This window comes from Kitasatospora sp. NPDC004614, from assembly GCF_042873675.1.
Taxonomy (GTDB): domain Bacteria; phylum Actinomycetota; class Actinomycetes; order Streptomycetales; family Streptomycetaceae; genus Kitasatospora.
Genome location: NZ_JBIALR010000007.1, coordinates 188,027 through 205,217, shown reverse-complemented (window position 1 = coordinate 205,217; position 17,191 = coordinate 188,027). Strand labels below are relative to the sequence as shown.

Below are 17,191 nucleotides of genomic sequence, written 5' to 3'. Positions count from 1 at the left end.
TCACTAGGATGGCGGCTGGTCAGGGCGGGTTGGGCAAGGCAATGGGGGCGGGGAATTGTTCGGAATCATCAGACCGTGTCGGCACCGGTTGTCGGAGCGGCTGCACGCGTCCTGGATGGCACACCTGTGCGGGTTGTGTCTGGCTCTGCGGGACGATCACGGGCAGTTGGCGCGGACGGCGACCAACTACGACGGCCTGGTGATCTCCGTGCTGGTGGAGGCACAGTCGCCGCGCGCCGCCGATCGCCGGACGGCGGGGCCGTGCCCGTTGCGCGGGATGCGGACGGCGCCGGTGGCGCGCGGCGAGGGGGCGCGGCTGGCGGCGGCGGTCTCGTTGGCGCTGGCGTCGGTGAAGGTCCGGGACCATGTGCTGGACGGCGACGGGGTGTTCGCGCGCCGGCCGGTCGCGGCGGGGGCACGCCGAATAACCCGGCGCTGGGAGCGGCAGAGCACGGGCAGTGCGGCGGCGGTCGGCTTCGACACGGGGGTGCTGCTGGCGGCGGCGGGCCGGCAGGAGGAGGCGGAGCGGCTGGTGACGGCGGGCGGTCCGCTGCTGCTGGCGACGGCGCCGACCGAGGAGGCGACGGCGGCGGCGTTCGCGCACACGGCGGTGCTGGCGGGCCGTCCGGGCAACGCGGCGGCGCTCGCCGAGGCGGGCCGGCTGTTCGGACGGCTGGCGCACCTGCTGGACGCGGCCGAGGACGGGCAGCAGGACGAGGCGCAGGGGCTGTGGAATCCGCTGGCAGTGTCGGGCACCTCGCAGGAGGAGGCACGACGCCTGTGCCGGGACGCCGTGCACGGCATCAAACTCGCCCTGGCCGAGGTGGAGTTCACCGATCGGGCGCTGGTGCACCGGCTGCTGGCGCACGAGACCGGCGAGGCGGTGGACCGGGTGTTCGGCCGCGCCGGGCATGTCTGCGCGAGCACCGCGCCGCAGGGCACGGACCCCGACGCGCCCGCCGGTCCCCACCAGCCGCCGGGCCCGCCGAAGCCGCGCCGGGACACCATCGTGGGGTGCGCGGTCTGGCTGACCATGGCCTGCACGTGCCAGCTGCTGTGCTGCGAGCACGACAACCCGTTCTCCCGGGAGCGCCAGCAGGGCTTTTGCCAGCGCAACTGCGGCTCCCTCTGCGACTGTTGTGACTGCTGCAGCGGGTGCGACGGGAGCTGCTGCCAGTGCTGCGGCGACGACGGCTGTTGCAGTGCGTGCGACGGCTGCGGGTGCGACGGCTGCGGCGGATGCGACTGTTCGTAGTCCCGAGAACCGGAACGAGTGGAGCAAGTCATGGGTGACACACCGGAGTTCACGGCAGCGGCCGAGCTCGCCGACTGGGGCTGGCCGGACGTGCTGGCACTGGGCGGCGGCGCGGCCGACCCGTTCGAGACCAGCTCGTACGGCGTGACGTGGCGGCCCAAGGACCGGCACTTCGGCGTGTGGCACGAGGGCCGGGTGGTCGCGCACGCCGGGCTGGCGGTGGGGACGGTGGAGGTCGGCGGGCAGCGCTTCGACGTCGCGGGCGTCGGCGGCGTCATCGTCGAAACCAGCCTGCGCGGCCACGGCCTGGCCCGCCTCGCCGTCACCGGCGTGCTGGACGCCGCCCGCGCCGACGGCCTGGACCGGGCGCTGCTGTTCTGCCTCCCGAGCCGCGCCCCGCTCTACACCCGCCTCGGCTTTCTCCCCCTGCCCGAGCCGGTGACGGCCGACCAGCCCGCCGGCCCGGCGCCCGTCCCGCTCGGCGCGATGTGGAAGCCGCTGACGCCCGGGGCCGATTGGCCCGCCGGCCCGGTCCGGCTGCACTCGCTGCCGATGTGAGCCGTCGGTGATTCGCCGACCGGGCCCGGAAGTTGACCACTGGACTACGGTGTCGGGCATGAACGCGGACGGCTGGCTGACGGACACCCGGGACTCCTACGACACCGTCGCGGTCAGCTACGCCGACTGGATCCGCGAGGCACTGGCCGGGGCGCCGTACCTCCGCGCCGCCCTGGCCGTGTTCGCCGACCTGGTGCGCACCTCCGGCGGCGGGCCGGTGGCGGACGTGGGCTGCGGCCCCGGGCATGTCACCGCCCACCTGCACGAGTTGGGCCTCGACGCGTTCGGCATCGACCTGTCGCCGGGGATGATCGGGGTGGCCCGGCGCGATCACCCGGGCCTGCGGTTCGAGGTGGGCACCATGACGGACCTCGACCTCGCCGACGGGTCGGTCGCCGGACTGCTCGCCTTCTGGTCGCTGATCCACATCCCCGACGAGGTGGTCCCGGCGGTCCTCGACCAGTTCCGGCGGGTGCTGCGTCCCGGCGGGCCGCTGCTGATCGGCTTTCACGTCGGCACCGGGTCGCGGCTGAAGACGCAGGGCTACGGCGGCCACCCGATGCGGGTCCACGTCCACCGCCGCTCGCCCGACCGGGTCGCGGCGTGGCTGCGCGAAGCCGGGTTCACGGTCGAGGCCCAGCTGCTGACCGACCCGGACGCCGAGGTGCCGGGGGCCATCCTGTTCGCCCGCCGCCCGCACCGCAGCGATCAGGCGTGAACTGCCAACCGTTGCAAGGCTGTTGCCCGGACCGTGACGGGCGTCACGGACCGGCCCGCCCGCGACGTGATCAACTCGTCGAATGTCTGCCACCGCCACGCGACCCGCCGCCGCCCTCGTCCTCACCGCCGCCGCGCTGCTCGTCGGGTGCGGGTCGGTGACGGCCACCGGCGGCGGGTCGGCCGCGCCGTCGGCGAGCGCGGGGCCGTGCGGGGTGCCGCTGGAGCGGCCGTTGGACGGGTGGTCCCGGGACGGGGTGCGGATTCTCGCGGTGAACGACGCCTGCGCGGAGTTCGAGGTGACCAACGCGGGCAGCGAGGCCGCGGACTTCTCGGTGCTGTTCGGGTGGACGGGCGTCGGCCAGCGCCTGGACACCAGCCCGACCGGCACGGCAACGGCGGTACCGCCGGGCGCGACCGTCCGCGGCCGGGTCGAGGTCGGCACCCCGAACCCGGCGCGCACCACCGCGTCCCTGCCGCCGATCGTCCCGAACGTGAAGATCACCCTGGTGCGCAGCGTCCCGACGGCCGAGGCGCCGTCGAAGGGCGGCCCGTGCCCGGCGTCGGGGGTGCGGCTGTACGCGGACCAGGGCGATGCGGCGATGGGGCTGCGAGTGGTGGGCCTGCACCTGGTGAACTGCGGGACGTCACCGGTGACGGTGGACGGCTACCCGCAGGTGCAGGCACTGGACGAGCAGCACCGGCCGGTGGACGCGCTGCAGGTGCTGAAGGGCGGTGCGGCGATCGCGGCCGGCACCGGCGCGGACAACCCGCCGCAGCGGATCACGCTCGGGCCGGGCGAGGGCGCGCGGTCCACGGTGGTGTGGCGCAACACCAACAACGACACCGCGGTGGACCCGGTGAACGCCCCGTACCTGCGGGTCCGGGCGACGCCCGACGCGGCACCGGTGATGGTGACCCCGGAGCTGGACCTCGGCACCACCGGCCGGCTCGGCGTCGGCGCGTGGGCCCGGGAGAACTCCCCGTCCTGAGCCGCTGACCGATCGGTCTCGGAAAACGCTTTCCACCTCTCCGAACCGGTCCCGGAAAGCGCTATCCGACGTGCACCCGCGGCCGCCGGCTGCGATCGGGCTCGGCCTCGCGCAGCACCTCGCGGGTGACGGGCGCGACCTCGCCCTGGCCGAACAGGAAGAACCGCAGGAACTGGGCGAACGGGCTGCCCTCGGTCCACTCGAAGTAGATGTGCGGCAGCTGGCCGGTGGTGTCGCGGACGTGCAGCAGTATCGCGGCGAGCGAGTTCGGCACGCTGGAGTGTTCGAGGGTCAGCACCCGGTAGCGGTCGTGCAGCACCTCGCCGCGGACCTTCAACTCGGCCTCGAAGTCGGACGGGTCGAGCACCGTGACCTCGACGAACACCAGGTCGTCCTCGACCGGGATGTCGTTGTCGGCGCGGATCTGGTGCACCTTGTCGCGGTACTCGGCGAGGTCGCGGGTGGCAGGCTTGGTGGCGATGAAACGGATCGTCCGGTGCGCGGTGTCCCGCACGAAGCGTTCCGCGACGGCGTCCAACTGGACGTCGGTGACCCGCAGTTCGAAGGACCGGGCGAGCCGGGAGGCGAGCGAGACCAGCACGATGGCCGCGATGAAGCAGGCGCCGATCTTCACGCCGTCGGGGCGTTCGGCGATGTTGATGACGGTGGTGTAGACGAACACCGCGGCGATGATCGCGAAGCCGATCGTCCACCGGTGCTGCCGGGCGGCCCGCGCGGCGATGGTGACGGCGATCGCGGCCGAGGTGATCAGCACCAGCACGCCGGTGGCGTACGCGCCGCCCTGCTTGTCGACGTTGGCGTCGAACAGCCAGGTGATCACGAAGGCGATGCCGGTGAGCACCAGCACCATCGGCCGCACGGCCCGGGCCCAGTGCGGGGCCATGCCGTAACGCGGCAGGTAGCGCGGCATCAGGTTGAGCAGTCCGGCCATCGCGGACGCACCGGCGAACCACAGGATGGCGATGGTCGACAGGTCGTAGACCGAACCGAACGCGTTGCCCAGGTAGTGGTGGGCCAGGTACGCGAGGGCGCGGCCGTTGGCGGGGCCGCCGGTCTTGAAGTCGTCGGCGGGGATCAGCAGCGTGGTGATGAAGCTGGTGGTGATCAGGAAGCAGCTCATGATCACGGCGGCGGTGGTGAGCAGCTTGCGGGCGCCGCGGATGCGCCCGGTGGGCCGGTCCTCGGTGTCCTCGGGGTCGCCCTCGATGTGCGGCATCACGGCGACGCCGGTCTCGAAGCCGGACAGACCGAGCGCGAGCTTGGGGAAGACCACCAGCGCGACGCCGATCATCACCAGCGGATTGCCGTGCTCCACGCTGAGCGCGTGCGTCCAGTCGGTGATCACGGACGGCGCGGTGATCACGTGCCACAGGCCGACGGCGACCACCACCACGTTCAGTGCCAGGTAGACCGCGACCAGGACGACCGCCACACCGATCGCCTCGCTGAAGCCCTTCAGGAAGACGCCGCCGAGCAGCGCGATCAGCAGCAGGGTGATCACTACCTGGTGGCCGCTGAGCACGCTGTTCAGGTGCGGGTTCTCCACCAGGTGCGCGGTGGCGTCGGCGGCGGACAGCGTGATGGTGATCACGAAGTCGGTGGCGGCGAAGCCGAGCAGCGCCAGGACGAACAGCTTGCCCTTCCAGAACGACAGCAGCCGCTCCAGCATCGCGATCGAGCCTTCGCCGTGCGGGCTCTCCTGGGCGACCCGCCGGTAGACGGGCAGCGCGCCGAGCAGCGTGACGGCGACCAGCACGATGGTGGCGATCGGGGAGAGCAGGCCGGCGGCGAGGGCGGCGATGCCGGGCTGGTAGCCGAGGGTGGAGAAGTAGTCCAGGCCGGTCAGGCACATCACCCGCCACCAGCGCTGCCCGTGCTGCTGGTCGGTGGCCTGGGCGTGCGGGCCGGGGTGCTGCTTGGCCATGTCCGACAGGCCTTCCAGCAGCCAGGCCCGAAGGCGCTCGCGCGCCGAGCCGGCGTCCGCGGGGGCGGAATCGACCACTGTGCTGCTCCTGTCGCGAGGTCGGTAGCCCCGGGCCGCCGGACGATCCGGCCCACCGGGCGGACTCCCACGTCAATGTAGGTCACCTCCGCCACCGTCCAGGGCAGGCTGGAGCGTAACGTCCCCCATCTGCCCAGGTCGGGACCGGTCCCCGCTGCTTGACGTCCCCTTGGGGCGGCCTTGGCCCACTGTTTGCCCGCCCGGTCGGGCACGAACCGGGGCGACCGACGGACGACCGAGGGGCGACCGAGGGACGACACCTCAACGGTTCAGGCACGTCCGAGCATCGCCGTCAAGGGCCGACCGGCCCTGCTTCGGGGCCGGTCGGAGGCGGGTACCCCTCCCGGCCCCCGGGTACGGTTTAGCAGACTGCCGGGTGTCTGCGTCCGGGCTCCGGCCCTGACGTCCGCGAATTGCGCGAGGAGAGTTGCTGCCATGTCCGAGGGATCGGCGCCGATCAGGGTGTTCCTGCTGGACGACCACGAGGTGGTCCGCCGCGGGGTGCACGACCTGCTGGACTCCGAGCCCGACCTGGAGGTGGTCGGCGAGGCCGGCACGGTCGAACAGGCCCTCGCCCGGGTGCCCGCGCTGCGCCCGGACGTCGCGGTGCTCGACATGCGGCTGCCCGACGGCGACGGGGTCTCCGTGTGCCGGGAGTTGCGTTCACGGATGCCGCAACTCGCCTGCCTGATGCTCACCTCGTTCGACGACGAGGAGGCGCTGCTCGACTCGATCATGGCGGGCGCGGCCGGCTACGTGCTCAAGCAGATCAGCGGCACCGACCTGGTCACCGCGATCCGTACCGTCGCCTCCGGTCAGTCCATGCTCGACCCGGGCGCGGCGACCCGCCTGATGGCCCGTCTGCGCGGCGAGGCCCCGGCGCCCGCCCCCGACTTCCCCAACCTGACCGAGCGGGAGCGCGAGATCCTGGCACTGATCGGCGAGGGACTCACCAACCGGCAGATCGGCGAGCGGGTGTTCCTCGCCGAGAAGACCGTCAAGAACCACATCTCCCGCCTGCTCGCCAAGCTCGGCGTCGAGCGCCGGGTGCAGGCCGCGGTCATCGCCACCCAGACGCTGTCCGCGCCCTCCTCGGAGCGCGGCGCCTGATTCCCCTGCGGTTCCGCGCCACCAGGGGTGGTGTCGGAACCGCTCGCTAGGGTTCCCACCGGGCGGCCGGACGATCACGGCGGCCGCCCGGAGCCATCGGCATGTCTGGAGGGGCAGTGCGGCGCTGGGAGTTGGTCGGGGACGGTTCGTCGAAGTTCTGGGAGGCGGCGACCGACGGCGCGTCCGTGCAGGTCCGCTACGGCCGGATCGGCACCGAGGGACGCCTCCAGGTCAAGGAACTCGCGGACCCGGCCGCCGCCGAGGCGCACCTCGCGAAGCAGATCGCCGAGAAGGAGCGCAAGGGGTACCGGGAGACGGGGGGCGCTCAGGCTCCGACCGCTCCGACCACTCCGACCGCCCCGGCCTCCTCGCCGACGCCGTCCGCCGAGGCTGCGCAGACCGTCAAGAGCGTGGCGGCCGTCGAGCAGGCCGTCGAGCAGGGCGCCGGGGACGTCGAGACCGTCGAACAGGGCGCCGGGGACGCCGAGTTCGCCGAACTGCCGGACGAGGACGCTTTCGTGCTGCCGGAGTCCTGGTACCCGCTGGTGGTGCCGCGCCGTGGCGGCGGGGTGCCGGCCGGGCCGGCCCGGCCGGTGGTGGACGCGGCGGCGGCCGAGGAGCTGGAGCTGCTGCGGATCGCCAAGAACGAGACCTGGATCGAGCGGGTGCTCGACGACGCAAACTCCGAGCAGTACCTGGTGCGGGCCGCCCGCGCGCACCTGCGCGGGATGCCGGACGCGATCGGCGCCGCGGCGGTCGCGGCGATGCTGCGCGAGACCTGGCAGAAGGGCGGAATCCAGGAGGTCCTGGACTCCTGGATCGCCCGGTTCGGGCTGGGTTTCGCGGCCCGCGCCACGGTGGCGTCCTTCGAGTTCGACTCGAGTTGCGCCCGGCCCAACCACCACCGGGCCGGGCTGATCTCGGAGGGATCGGGCCGCCGGGAGCTGCGTGGGGCGGAGTTCGCGTTCACGCTGGCGCAGGGGGTGCGGCGGGCGCTGGCGCTCGCCGACGAGCCCGAATACCGTTCCGTGCTGGCCGAGTTGGCGGCGATCCGGACCCGGCGGGACCGCCGGGCGGCGACCGCGTTCCTCGCCCCGGAGGTACCGGGCTGGGTGGACGAATGCCTGGCCGAACTGCCGGCGTTCGGAAAGATCAGCGAGGTTTCGGTCGCCCAGCTGGTGCACTCGGTCGGCACGGCGGAGCAGGTCGCGCGGATCGCCCAGCAGCCGCTCCGCCCCTGGATGAACTGGCCGCCGAGCCAACTGCCCACCCTGGCCGACGCGGTGGGCCCCGCATGCGTGCCGCTGTTCGGACGCGCCCTGGACACCCAGTACGACCTCGACAAGATCCGTCAACTCGCCCTCCAGATAGCCGAGTTCCCCGGCGACCGGGCGTTCCGGCTGCTGCTCGACCGGATCGAGGTCCGCCACGTCCGCCCCGGCCTGCTGCACGCGATGCGCCGCTTCCCGGTGCGCGCGGTGCGGCTGTTGGCGGAGTTCGCGCGGCAGCGGGTCGGCGCGGAGGCCGCGATCGCACGGCAGTTGCTGGTCAGTCACCTCGGCTCGCTCCGTTCGCAGTTGCCCGAGGTGCTGGCGCGACTCGACGCCGACACCGCCGAGTTCGTCGCCTCGCTGAGCAACACGCAGCAGCAGTTGCCGGAGGCGGAGGCCGCCGCACTGCCCAAGCTGCTGACCTCGCCGCCGTGGCTACGCCCGCGTCCCGCCCGGAAGCCGAAGGTGCTGACCGGGGTCACCGCCGACGGCACCGCCCAACTCCTTTGGAAGGAAGGCGAGTCGGAGCAGTGGCGGGAGGACACGCAGTCCCCGTGGACCTTCGGTCCGGGCTTCGACTGGGCCGCCGAGGCGGAGATCCGGCTGAGGGAGGCCGGCGGCCTCTGGTACGGCGCGGAACTGCTGGCGCACGGCCCCGAGGAGATCGTGGGCCAGTACCTGGAGGGCTGGCGGCCCGGCGAGTACTGGAACGCGGCGGAGTCGCTGCGCCCGGTGGTCGCCAGGTTCGGCCTGGCCGCGCTGCCGTTGCTGCGCGACGGTGCGGCGGCCCAGCCCGGGCACGTGGTGCCGCTGCTGCTGCCGTTCCGCGACGTCACCGTCGCCGGGGTGATGGCGGACGCCCTGGTGCGCCTCAAGTCGCAGCGGGCGACGGCTCGTTCGTGGTTCGTCCGGCACGGCGTCGAGGGTGCGCTGCTGCTGGTGCCGAACGCGGTCGGCAAGGCCGGCCGGGCCCGGTTGGCCGCCGAGAACGCGCTGCGGCTGGTCGCGGCGCAGCAGGGCGTGGACGTCCTGCTGGCGGCGGTGCAGGAACGTTACGGCGATGCGCCGGCGGCCGTGGTGGCGGCGGCGCTGAGCGCGGACCCGCTGGTCAACGCGCTGCCGGCGAAGATGCCGGAGTTCCCGGACTGGCTGCTGCTCGGTGCGCTGCCGCAGTTGGTGCTGCGTTCCGGTGCGGCGCTGCCGCGGTCGGCGGTGCGGCACGTGGTCACCATGATGTCGCTGTCGAAGTTGCGCGACCCGTATCCGGGTCTGCCGCTGGTGGCGGACCTGCTGCGGCCGGAGTCGGCGGCGGAGTTCGGCTGGGCGCTGTTCGAGGAGTGGCGGCAGGCGGGGATGCCCGCGGCGGACAGCTGGGCGCTGTTCGTGCTGGGCGAGTGGGGCGACGACGAAACCGCGCGCCGGTTGGCCCCGGTGCTGCGCGAGTGGCCGGGTGCGGGTGCGCACCACCGCGCGGTGGAGGGCCTGGACGTGCTGGCGGGGATCGGCAGCGACGTCGCGCTGATGCAGTTGCACGGCATCGGGCAGCGGGTGAAGTTCAAGGCGCTGAAGTCGCGGGCGCAGGAGAAGGTCGCCGAGATCGCGGAGGCGCTGGGCCTGACGGGCGAGCAGCTCGGCGACCGGCTGGTGCCCGATCTGGGGCTGGACGCGGACGGTACGACGGTCGTCGACTACGGTGCGCGGACGTTCACGGTCGGGTTCGACGAGCAGCTGCTTCCGTTCGTGCTGGACTCGGACGGCAAGCGCCGCAAGGATCTGCCCGCGCCCGGTGCCCAGGACGACCCGGAGCTGGCGCCGGCCGGACGCAAGCGCTTCGCCGCGCTGAAGAAGGACGTCCGGGCGCTGGCGAGCGTGCAGATCCAGCGCCTGGAAGCCGCGATGGTCGCCGGACGGACCTGGTCGGCGGCCGAGTTCCGTACCCTGCTGGTCGATCATCCGCTGCTCCGGCACCTGGTCCGCCGGCTCGTCTGGAGCACGGCGGACACCGCGTTCCGGGTCGCCGAGGACGGCGCCTTCGCCGATGTCCGCGACGAGGCGTTCACGCTCCCCGAGGACGCCGTCGTCCGCCTCGCCCACCCCCTGTACCTCGACGTTCCCGCCTGGTCCGCGCTCTTCGCCGGCCACGGGCTGCTCCAGCCGTTCCGCCAACTCGCCCGTCCGACGGCCGTATTGACGGCGGAGGAGGCCGCCGGGCACCGGCTGCACCGCTTCGAGGGAGCGAGAATACCGGTGGGCCGTCTGCTGGGCATGACCAAGCGCGGCTGGCAGCGCGGCACCCCCGAGGACGCGGGGGTCGAGCGCTGGTTCCACAAGCCGCTGCCGAACGGCCGGCACCTGGTGATCGCGCTCGAACCGGGCATCTACGTCAGCGTGGTGACGGAGTTCCCCGAGCAGACCTTCAGCACGGTGTGGCTGGACACCCGGGCCCGCGACTACTACCGGTCCCGCCGCGAGTGCGGCGAGCGCTTCGCCGACCTGGACGCCGTCACCGCCTCCGAACTCCTCGCCGACCTCGAGGAGTTGACCGCCGACTGAGCACCCCTCCGGCGGCGGGGCCTTGCCGGGGGTCAGCTCATGCCGACCAGCATGTAGAACATGCCGATGGCCATCACCGTGCGCCGCGCCGAAACCAGGCGGAGCAGGGCGGGCGGCCCGGGTGCGCGGTCACGGGCCGGGTGGCGGCCCGTGGCCGGGCGGGGCAGCAGGAGTGCGGCGACTCCGACGGCGGCGTACCCGAGGAAGTACGTCGCCAGGAGAAGCAGCGTCCAGGCCGGCACCGCGGCATGAGCGGCCTGGACACCGCTGCCGCCGGCGTGGTGGTGCTTCGGAGCCACTGCGAGGGCGGCCATCGCGGACGCGCCGACGACGTGGTGGGCGTAGTGCGCCCAGGCACCGGGCGGCACCGCGTGGCGCTCCTGGTGACGCCCGGCGGGTGCCGGGCTTCGGCGTACCGGCCAGGCCGCGGACGCGGCGAGCAGGGCCGCCCACAGGCCCTGCGGCAGTGGGTCGAACGCCGGTGCCGTCATCGCGACCACCGCGAGCGCCATCACGATCTCGGCCGCCTCCAGCCGGCGGTCCGCGCACCGGCCGGCCGCGATGCCGGACACGCCGTGCACCGCGCACCAGCCGGTCAGGGCGATCAGCAGGGCGGTGGCGATCACGGGTTCCCGCACCGGAACCTCCCGTCCGCCGCCCGCGCCGCCACCGGCTACGCGTCCTGCACCAGCAGCCGCGCGTTGACGGTCGGGTTGCCGGCCTGCGCGAGCGGGAACGCGGTGCCGACCTCCTCGGAGTGCCCGGGCACGTCGATGCGGACGGACAGCGTCCGGTCCTGGATCTGTTCCTGCGGCATTCGGAAGTCGAGGTTGATGATGCCGTGCTTCACGCAGGTCGGGCACTTCCGCGGCATCTTCGGCTGGAAGAAGTAGCGCTTCGCGACCGGCGCGCCGTCGGCGAGCAGCGTCACGACGAACGACCCGGGGATGTTCAGCCGGTCGATGCCCTTCACCCGCACCGACACCGGGTCGGTGCTGCGGAACGCGAAGGGGCTGGCGGCGTCGGTGCTCCCGGACAGGTTCTCCATGACACGCTCCGCGGGGCCGGGGACGTCCAGCCGGTCGTACGAGACGGTCGTCTCGATCGTCTGGTCGGCGGTCGTGGTGAACGGCGGCAGTGCGTTGAACGGCGCGGTGAGCCAGCCGGTGTCGGTACCCAGAGTGGATCGGAAGCCGGTCAGTGTGGTCGCCTGGGCGCGGGTCTGCCAGCTCAGCCAGAGGCGGTCGATGTTGCAGTGGAAGAACCAGAACACCGGGTCGAACGATGAGACGTTCTGGTCGGCCATCGTCGGCCCGATCGATCCGTGGCCGCCGTCGTGGGCCTGGATCGAGAAGTCCTGGTACCCGTTGACGTTGTACGCGCCCCACAGCGACTGGGCCAGCGAGGTGGTGATGTCGTCCGGCACCCCGAAGTCCTGCATGTTCTGGGTGATGGTCGCGACGGGGAACCGCTGGGTGGTGTACGGGAAGTACCCGGTGACGGGCTGCGGCGTCGCGTTGGCGCCGGGATCGGCCGGCAGAACGTACTGGTCGAGCGGCGGGTGCTGGAGCCGGTCCGGCAGGGCGGTCGTGATGTCCCAGTAGGGGAGCGTCACCGTCTCGCAGCCCGGGACGGAACGCAGCGCGTCCTCGAAGTTGATCAGGTACTGGCGGTGCCAGGGATTGAACCGGTCTTCGTGGTGCAGGCACCAGCTCTCCGGGAGACCGTGCTGCCCGGCCAGCACGAAGTAGCTGTCCGCCGCGGCCGGGTCGCGGGCCATCAGGCCGCTGAACGCGGTCTTCAGCAGCGTGAACTCGGCGTCGGTCAGTGTGGTGACGTCCTTGCGCAGCCTGGTCGGGGCCGGGCCACCCGCCGGGGGCCCGCCGCCCGTCGCCGTACCGAGGGGGTAGCCGTTGACGATCCAGTTCTTGAACGTCTGGACGCGATCGGCGCTCCACTTCCCGGCCTGGTCCGGGGGCATCTGCGCGTTCGGCGGAGAGGTCTGCGCGAGGATGGCGAGCCCGTTCTTCCTCACCCCGTCGTAGGTTCCGAGCTCGATCCCCTTGGCGGCCATGTGGTCGACGTCCTCGGGCCGGAAGAAGAACCGGATGTCCGCCAGATAGGTGGGCGCCGCGACGACTTGATCGGCGGTCGGGTCTCCGGGGGTCGTGGTCATGCTTCCTCCGCTGGTCTCCGGACGGGAGTGGCGATGCCGGCTGCGCGGTGCAGCGACGCACAGGGTCCATGGTCGGAGGGTCTGCGGCCGCCTGCCAGGCGGGCTGGTCCGCACAGGGCGCGGCCGCACGGAGGACGCCTGGATCCCCGTCCGACCGTCGTACGATTCCGGGCCCTGGTGGTCGAGGGAAGGGGAGCCGAGGGCGGGCGCGGGCCGGAAACGGGAGCGGCATACGCTGATCCGGTTTCGCGCGTCTCGCGCGTTCCGCATGTTCCGCATGTTCCGCATGTTCACGAGAGGGGCAGTTCAGGTGAGTTCACTCCACGAGCCGCACAGTGTCGAGCCGTTGGGCGAGGAGTTCCGCGCGGAGGCGGACGAGGTGCGCCGGTTCTGGGGCGGGCTCGGGCTGCCCGGGCTGATCGACGTCCACACCCACTTCATGCCCGAACGGGTGCTGCGCAAGGTGTGGGAGTACTTCGACGCCAACGGGCCACTGGTCGGCGGCCTGGCCTGGCCGATCACCTACCGCACCGAGGAAGCCGAACGCACGGCCGTGCTGCGGGAGTTCGGTGTCCGGGCGTTCACCTCGATGCTCTACCCGCACAAGCCGGGCATGGCCCGCTGGCTGAACGACTGGGCCGTCGACTTCGCCCGCCGCACCCCGGACTGCCTGCACACCGCCACGCTGTACCCCGAGCCGGACACCGGGGAGTACGTCCGCGAGGCCCTCGACGCGGGGGCCCGGGTGTTCAAGGCGCATGTGCAGGTCGGCGACTACGATCCGGCGGACGAGCAACTCCGGTCGGCGTGGGGGATGTTGGCGGAGGCGGGCGTCCCGGTGGTGATGCACTGCGGCTCCGGGCCCGCGCCCGGCCGGTTCACCGGTCCCGAGTCGGCCGCCCGGGTGCTCGCCAGCCACCCCCAACTGCGGCTGATCGTCGCCCACTTGGGCATGCCGGAGTACCAGGAGTTCCTGGACCTCGCCGAGCGCTACCCGCAGGTGCACCTCGACACCACCATGGCGTTCACGGACTTCACCGAGAGCTTCATGCCCTTCCCCCGGCCCGCCCTGACCCGGCTCGCCGACCTCGGCGACCGCGTCCTGCTCGGCACCGACTTCCCGAACATCCCCTACCCCTATCTGCATCAACTCCGCGCCCTGGAACGGCTGGACCTCGGATCCGACTGGCTGCGGGCGGTCTGCCACCACAACGCCGCGAAGCTCTTCGACCTGTGACCGCCCTGCCGCCGTCCACCTGCGGATGTATGCCCACGGGCGGACGCCGGCGGCGGGACGGCTGGCTACCATCACCCGCATGGATCGGGATGTGCCGCGCGCGCCGTGGCTGAGGCGACTTCCGTCGGGGGTCTGGACTGCGCTGAGCTGGTGCGCAGCCGGGCAGTTGGCGCTGCTGCTGTTCATGTCGACGACGTTCGAGATGGCCCCGTCGTTCGGACTCCGGCACCCGGGCTTCCTGGTGGACCTCGTCCCACGGACGGCACTCGCGGTGGCGCTGGCGCTGCCGGTCTGCTGGGCCCGGCGCCGGCCGGCCCAGGTGTTCGGGGTGCTGCTGGCCGAATCGGTGGTCGTGCTGGCGCTCGGCGAGCGGACGTGGCCGCTGTTCATGGCGCTGAACGTCCTGCTCGGCTACCTCGCGGCGGTCCGCCCGGGCCGGGTCTCCGTACTCGCCGGGGTGACCGAATTCGCCGTCTGGTTCGGCGAATTGCTGGTGGTCCGGCACGACGCGCCGGAACTCAGCGACCTGGCGAGCACCGCCACGGCGTTCGCGGCCGGCATCGCGATCCCGTGGGCGGTCGGCAACGCGGTACGCCAGCAACACCGGTACAGCGCGGACCTGCGCACGTACGCCGCCCGTCAGGCGATCACCGTCGAACGGCTGCGGATCGCCCGGGAGTTGCACGACGTGGTGGCGCACAGCATCGGGGTGATCGCGATCCAGGCCGGCGCGGCGAGCCTGGTACTGGACGTGGAACCGGCCGGGGCGCGCCGGGCCCTGGACGCCATCGAGGCCACCAGCCGCGAGACACTGTCCGGCCTGCGGCGGATGCTGGTCTCGCTGCGGCACGCCGAGACCGGCGGCGAGGACCCCTCGATCGCCCCACCGCTCGCGGGACTTGAGGCCATCGACCGGTTGACGGAGACGATGGCGCAGGCCGGCGTCGAGGTGGACGTGCGCCGGCAGGGACGGCCGCGCCCGCTGCCGCCCGAGATCGACCTGGCCGCCTTCCGGATCGTCCAGGAGTCGGTCACCAACGTCCTGCGGCACGCGGGCGCCGACCGCTGCGAGGTCCACATCGCCTATGAGGAGCGGGAGTTGACCATCGAAGTGCTCGACGACGGCCAGCGCGGTGCACCCGGCCGACGCGCCGGCAGCACCGCCGGCACCGGCTACGGGATCCCCGGAATGCGCGAGCGGGTCGCCCTGCTGAACGGCCGGTTCAGCGCCAACTCCCGCCCCGGGGGAGGCTTCCGGGTCGCCGCTAGGCTGCCCGTATGATCGCCCCCGACACAGACTCCGCACCCGCCGTCCGGGTACTGCTCGCCGACGACCAGGAACTGGTGCGCGCCGGGCTGGGCATGGCCATCACCCACTCCCCCGGCCTGGAACTCGCGGGCGAGGCGGCCACCGGCGCCGAGGCCGTCCAACGGGCACGCGAGGTCCGCCCCGACGTCGTGGTGATGGACATCCGGATGCCCGGCATGGACGGCATCGAGGCCGCCCGGCTGCTCACCGCGGGCGCCGGCGCGGCCGACCCGCCGGTGCGGGTGCTGATGCTGACCACCTTCGACGACGACGAGAACGTCTACGGCGCCCTGCGGGCCGGAGCGAGCGGCTTCCTGGTCAAGGACATGCCGCTGACGGACATCCTCGCGGCGATCCGCGTGGTCGCCGCCGGCGACGCGCTGATCGCGCCGAGCGTCACCCGCCGCCTGATCGCCGACCTCACCGGCCTCACCGACCGGCTCACCCCGGCCCCGCCGAAGCGCAGCCTGCCGGGGATCACCGAACGCGAACACGAGGTGCTGACCCTCGTCGGCCGCGGCCTGTCCAACACCGAGATCGCCGAGCAGCTGTTCATCGCCCCCGCCACCGCCAAGACCCATGTCGCCCGCCTGCTGACCAAGTTGGACGCCCGCGACCGCATCCACCTGGTCATCGCCGCCTACGACGCGGGCCTGGTGTCCCCGTCCGGCTGAGCGCGCCGAACGAGGACACCGACCGCCTGCGCTACGGGAGTTGGACGGACACCTCCGGCTGGTCCGGGGACGGCCCGTCCAGCAGCGGCTGCGGCTTGCCCTTCAGCTGGAGGTCGAAGAAGGCGGCGAGGTACGTCCGGGTGACCGCCAGCCCGCGCACCGGGTCGATCGCCCCGGGCTTGCCGGGCATGCCCGCGGCCTTGGCGAGCAGCTCCAGGTCGCTGAAGGTGCCGTGGTCGGCTCCGGCGACGGTGAGCCAGCGCTTCCAGCCGTCCAGCCGGGACCAGGCCTCGTCCCAGCTGGGGTCCGTGCCCGGGTCGTCGTGCACCCCGGCGGCGAACAGCAGGAACGGCCGTCCGTCGAGGCCGCCGGCCGGGACGCGCGCGAAGAACGTGCCGTCCATGTTCACGCCCGCCCGCACCCGGCGGTCGTTGGCCATGGTCACGGCGGCGGCGTCACCGCCGATGGAGTGCCCGGCCATGCCGATCCGCCGGTGGTCGATCAGGTGGGCCCGCTCCCACGGCGAACTGTCCGACGTCAGCCAGTCGATGACGAACGAGGCGTCCTTCGCCCGGCTCTCGGCGATGGCCGGCAGCCCGCCCTCCGGCGGCTGGTCGCAGATCGCGCAGGGGAGCGTCCGGCCGTCCGGGAAGGTGACGCCCGTGGACTCGTAGGTGTGGTCGATCAGCGCCACCACGTAGCCGCGGCTGGCCAGGTCCTCGGCGACGCTGCTGAACAGGGCCCGGGGGAAGGTGAATCCGGGCGAGAGCAGCACCAGCGGGAAACGGCCGCCCACCGGGCGCGCGTCCACCCGCGCCCAGGTGCCGACGCCGGCCACCGCCTCGGGTGGAATGGGGGCGCTCGGCGTCTTCCTCTCCAGCAGCAGCCGGGCCTCCTCGGTGGTCATGTAGGGCGCGGGCGTCCCGCTCCCGGCCCGGGCCGGGTAGTACATCGACACCATCAGCTGCCGCGGTCCCGCCGACGGCACCCACGGGTCCTGGCGGTTCCGGTCGACGAGGTGCAGCACGTCCCGCCCGACCGCGTACGGTCCGGTCGGGCGCGGCAGCGAGGCCGAGAACCCGGCCGCCACAGGGGCGGCGGCGGACACCGGCGGGGCAGCGGCGAAGGCGGGAGCCGCAGCGACGACCGGCAGCGGCAGGACGAGGGCAAGCGCGGCGGTCACGGCCGCGCGGCGGAAACTGGTCATGTCCCCGAACTTAGGCTTCAAACACGGTGGTTGACGTCCGCCCGGGAGCGGATCAGCACGTCCACTCCCGGGCGGATCCGGCCTCCTCCCACAGGCGGACCACGCCCGG

Annotated in this window: 13 protein-coding genes; 9 read left to right on the top strand and 4 right to left on the bottom strand. The window is 72.9% G+C overall.

Annotated features, from left to right (window positions below; translation table 11 throughout):
• Positions 1-55 precede the first annotated feature (55 nt).
• The 4 genes from ACFYST_RS17985 to ACFYST_RS17970 all read left to right on the top strand — a co-directional run bounded on the left by ACFYST_RS17985 (position 56) and on the right by ACFYST_RS17970 (position 3,522).
• On the top strand, positions 56-1,255 hold the full coding sequence (locus tag ACFYST_RS17985; protein ID WP_387863381.1) for a DUF5685 family protein: 1,200 nt from the start codon (positions 56-58) through the stop codon (positions 1,253-1,255).
• Positions 1,256-1,285: 30 nt separating this feature from the next.
• Positions 1,286-1,813 carry a GNAT family N-acetyltransferase gene (locus tag ACFYST_RS17980; protein ID WP_387642381.1) on the top strand — a complete coding sequence of 176 codons (528 nt, stop codon included), beginning with the start codon at positions 1,286-1,288 and terminating at the stop codon, positions 1,811-1,813.
• Between the two features lie 58 nt (positions 1,814-1,871).
• Complete coding sequence (locus tag ACFYST_RS17975; RefSeq protein WP_387863379.1) at positions 1,872-2,531, top strand: class I SAM-dependent DNA methyltransferase; 660 nt, start codon at positions 1,872-1,874, stop codon at positions 2,529-2,531.
• An 82-nt stretch (positions 2,532-2,613) separates the two neighbouring features.
• Positions 2,614-3,522 carry a DUF4232 domain-containing protein gene (locus ACFYST_RS17970; RefSeq protein WP_387863376.1) on the top strand — a complete coding sequence of 303 codons (909 nt, stop codon included), beginning with the start codon at positions 2,614-2,616 and terminating at the stop codon, positions 3,520-3,522.
• Between the two features lie 61 nt (positions 3,523-3,583).
• On the opposite strand, the gene ACFYST_RS17965 is transcribed toward ACFYST_RS17970, so the two are convergent.
• On the bottom strand, positions 3,584-5,545 hold the full coding sequence (locus ACFYST_RS17965; protein WP_387642388.1) for an amino acid transporter: 1,962 nt from the start codon (positions 5,543-5,545) through the stop codon (positions 3,584-3,586).
• Between the two features lie 435 nt (positions 5,546-5,980).
• On the opposite strand from ACFYST_RS17965, the gene ACFYST_RS17960 reads away from it, so the two are divergent.
• Complete coding sequence (locus ACFYST_RS17960; RefSeq protein ID WP_387642391.1) at positions 5,981-6,655, top strand: response regulator; 675 nt, start codon at positions 5,981-5,983, stop codon at positions 6,653-6,655.
• 101 nt (positions 6,656-6,756) lie between these two features.
• On the top strand, positions 6,757-10,479 hold the full coding sequence (locus ACFYST_RS17955; RefSeq protein ID WP_387863373.1) for a WGR and DUF4132 domain-containing protein: 3,723 nt from the start codon (positions 6,757-6,759) through the stop codon (positions 10,477-10,479).
• 32 nt (positions 10,480-10,511) lie between these two features.
• Here the strand turns inward: ACFYST_RS17955 and ACFYST_RS17950 are convergent, their stop codons facing one another.
• Together ACFYST_RS17950 and ACFYST_RS17945 are read right to left on the bottom strand one after the other, a co-directional pair.
• The gene (locus ACFYST_RS17950) at positions 10,512-11,117 is read right to left on the bottom strand and encodes a DUF5134 domain-containing protein (protein ID WP_387863371.1); all 606 of its coding nucleotides are present in this window, start codon (positions 11,115-11,117) and stop codon (positions 10,512-10,514) included.
• Between the two features lie 35 nt (positions 11,118-11,152).
• On the bottom strand, positions 11,153-12,655 hold the full coding sequence (locus tag ACFYST_RS17945; protein ID WP_387642401.1) for a tyrosinase family protein: 1,503 nt from the start codon (positions 12,653-12,655) through the stop codon (positions 11,153-11,155).
• A 310-nt stretch (positions 12,656-12,965) separates the two neighbouring features.
• On the opposite strand from ACFYST_RS17945, the gene ACFYST_RS17940 reads away from it, so the two are divergent.
• From ACFYST_RS17940 to ACFYST_RS17930, 3 genes are all read left to right on the top strand, one after another.
• Positions 12,966-13,892 (top strand): amidohydrolase family protein, encoded by a 927-nt coding sequence (locus ACFYST_RS17940; RefSeq protein WP_387642404.1) that lies wholly within the window; start codon positions 12,966-12,968, stop codon positions 13,890-13,892.
• A 79-nt stretch (positions 13,893-13,971) separates the two neighbouring features.
• Positions 13,972-15,174 (top strand): sensor histidine kinase, encoded by a 1,203-nt coding sequence (locus ACFYST_RS17935; RefSeq protein WP_387642407.1) that lies wholly within the window; start codon positions 13,972-13,974, stop codon positions 15,172-15,174.
• The gene (locus tag ACFYST_RS17930) at positions 15,171-15,875 is read left to right on the top strand and encodes a response regulator (RefSeq protein ID WP_387863369.1); all 705 of its coding nucleotides are present in this window, start codon (positions 15,171-15,173) and stop codon (positions 15,873-15,875) included. Before ACFYST_RS17935 ends, ACFYST_RS17930 begins: the two co-directional genes overlap by 4 nt.
• A gap of 31 nt (positions 15,876-15,906) precedes the next feature.
• On the opposite strand, the gene ACFYST_RS17925 is transcribed toward ACFYST_RS17930, so the two are convergent.
• Positions 15,907-17,082, bottom strand: coding sequence for an alpha/beta hydrolase family protein (locus tag ACFYST_RS17925; protein WP_387863366.1), 1,176 nt, complete (start codon positions 17,080-17,082; stop codon positions 15,907-15,909).
• Positions 17,083-17,191: the final 109 nt, after the last annotated feature.

Bases quoted from the DNA above. Each gene is read 5' to 3' on its own strand.
- ACFYST_RS17945 (WP_387642401.1), bottom strand. From the start codon at position 12,655: ATGACCACGACCCCCGGAGACCCGACCGCCGATCAAGTCGTCGCGGCG.
- ACFYST_RS17960 (WP_387642391.1), top strand. From the start codon at position 5,981: ATGTCCGAGGGATCGGCGCCGATCAGGGTGTTCCTGCTGGACGACCAC.
- ACFYST_RS17955 (WP_387863373.1), top strand. From the start codon at position 6,757: ATGTCTGGAGGGGCAGTGCGGCGCTGGGAGTTGGTCGGGGACGGTTCG.
- ACFYST_RS17970 (WP_387863376.1), top strand. From the start codon at position 2,614: ATGTCTGCCACCGCCACGCGACCCGCCGCCGCCCTCGTCCTCACCGCC.
- ACFYST_RS17925 (WP_387863366.1), bottom strand. From the start codon at position 17,082: ATGACCAGTTTCCGCCGCGCGGCCGTGACCGCCGCGCTTGCCCTCGTC.
- ACFYST_RS17935 (WP_387642407.1), top strand. From the start codon at position 13,972: ATGGATCGGGATGTGCCGCGCGCGCCGTGGCTGAGGCGACTTCCGTCG.
- ACFYST_RS17975 (WP_387863379.1), top strand. From the start codon at position 1,872: ATGAACGCGGACGGCTGGCTGACGGACACCCGGGACTCCTACGACACC.
- ACFYST_RS17930 (WP_387863369.1), top strand. From the start codon at position 15,171: ATGATCGCCCCCGACACAGACTCCGCACCCGCCGTCCGGGTACTGCTC.
- ACFYST_RS17980 (WP_387642381.1), top strand. From the start codon at position 1,286: ATGGGTGACACACCGGAGTTCACGGCAGCGGCCGAGCTCGCCGACTGG.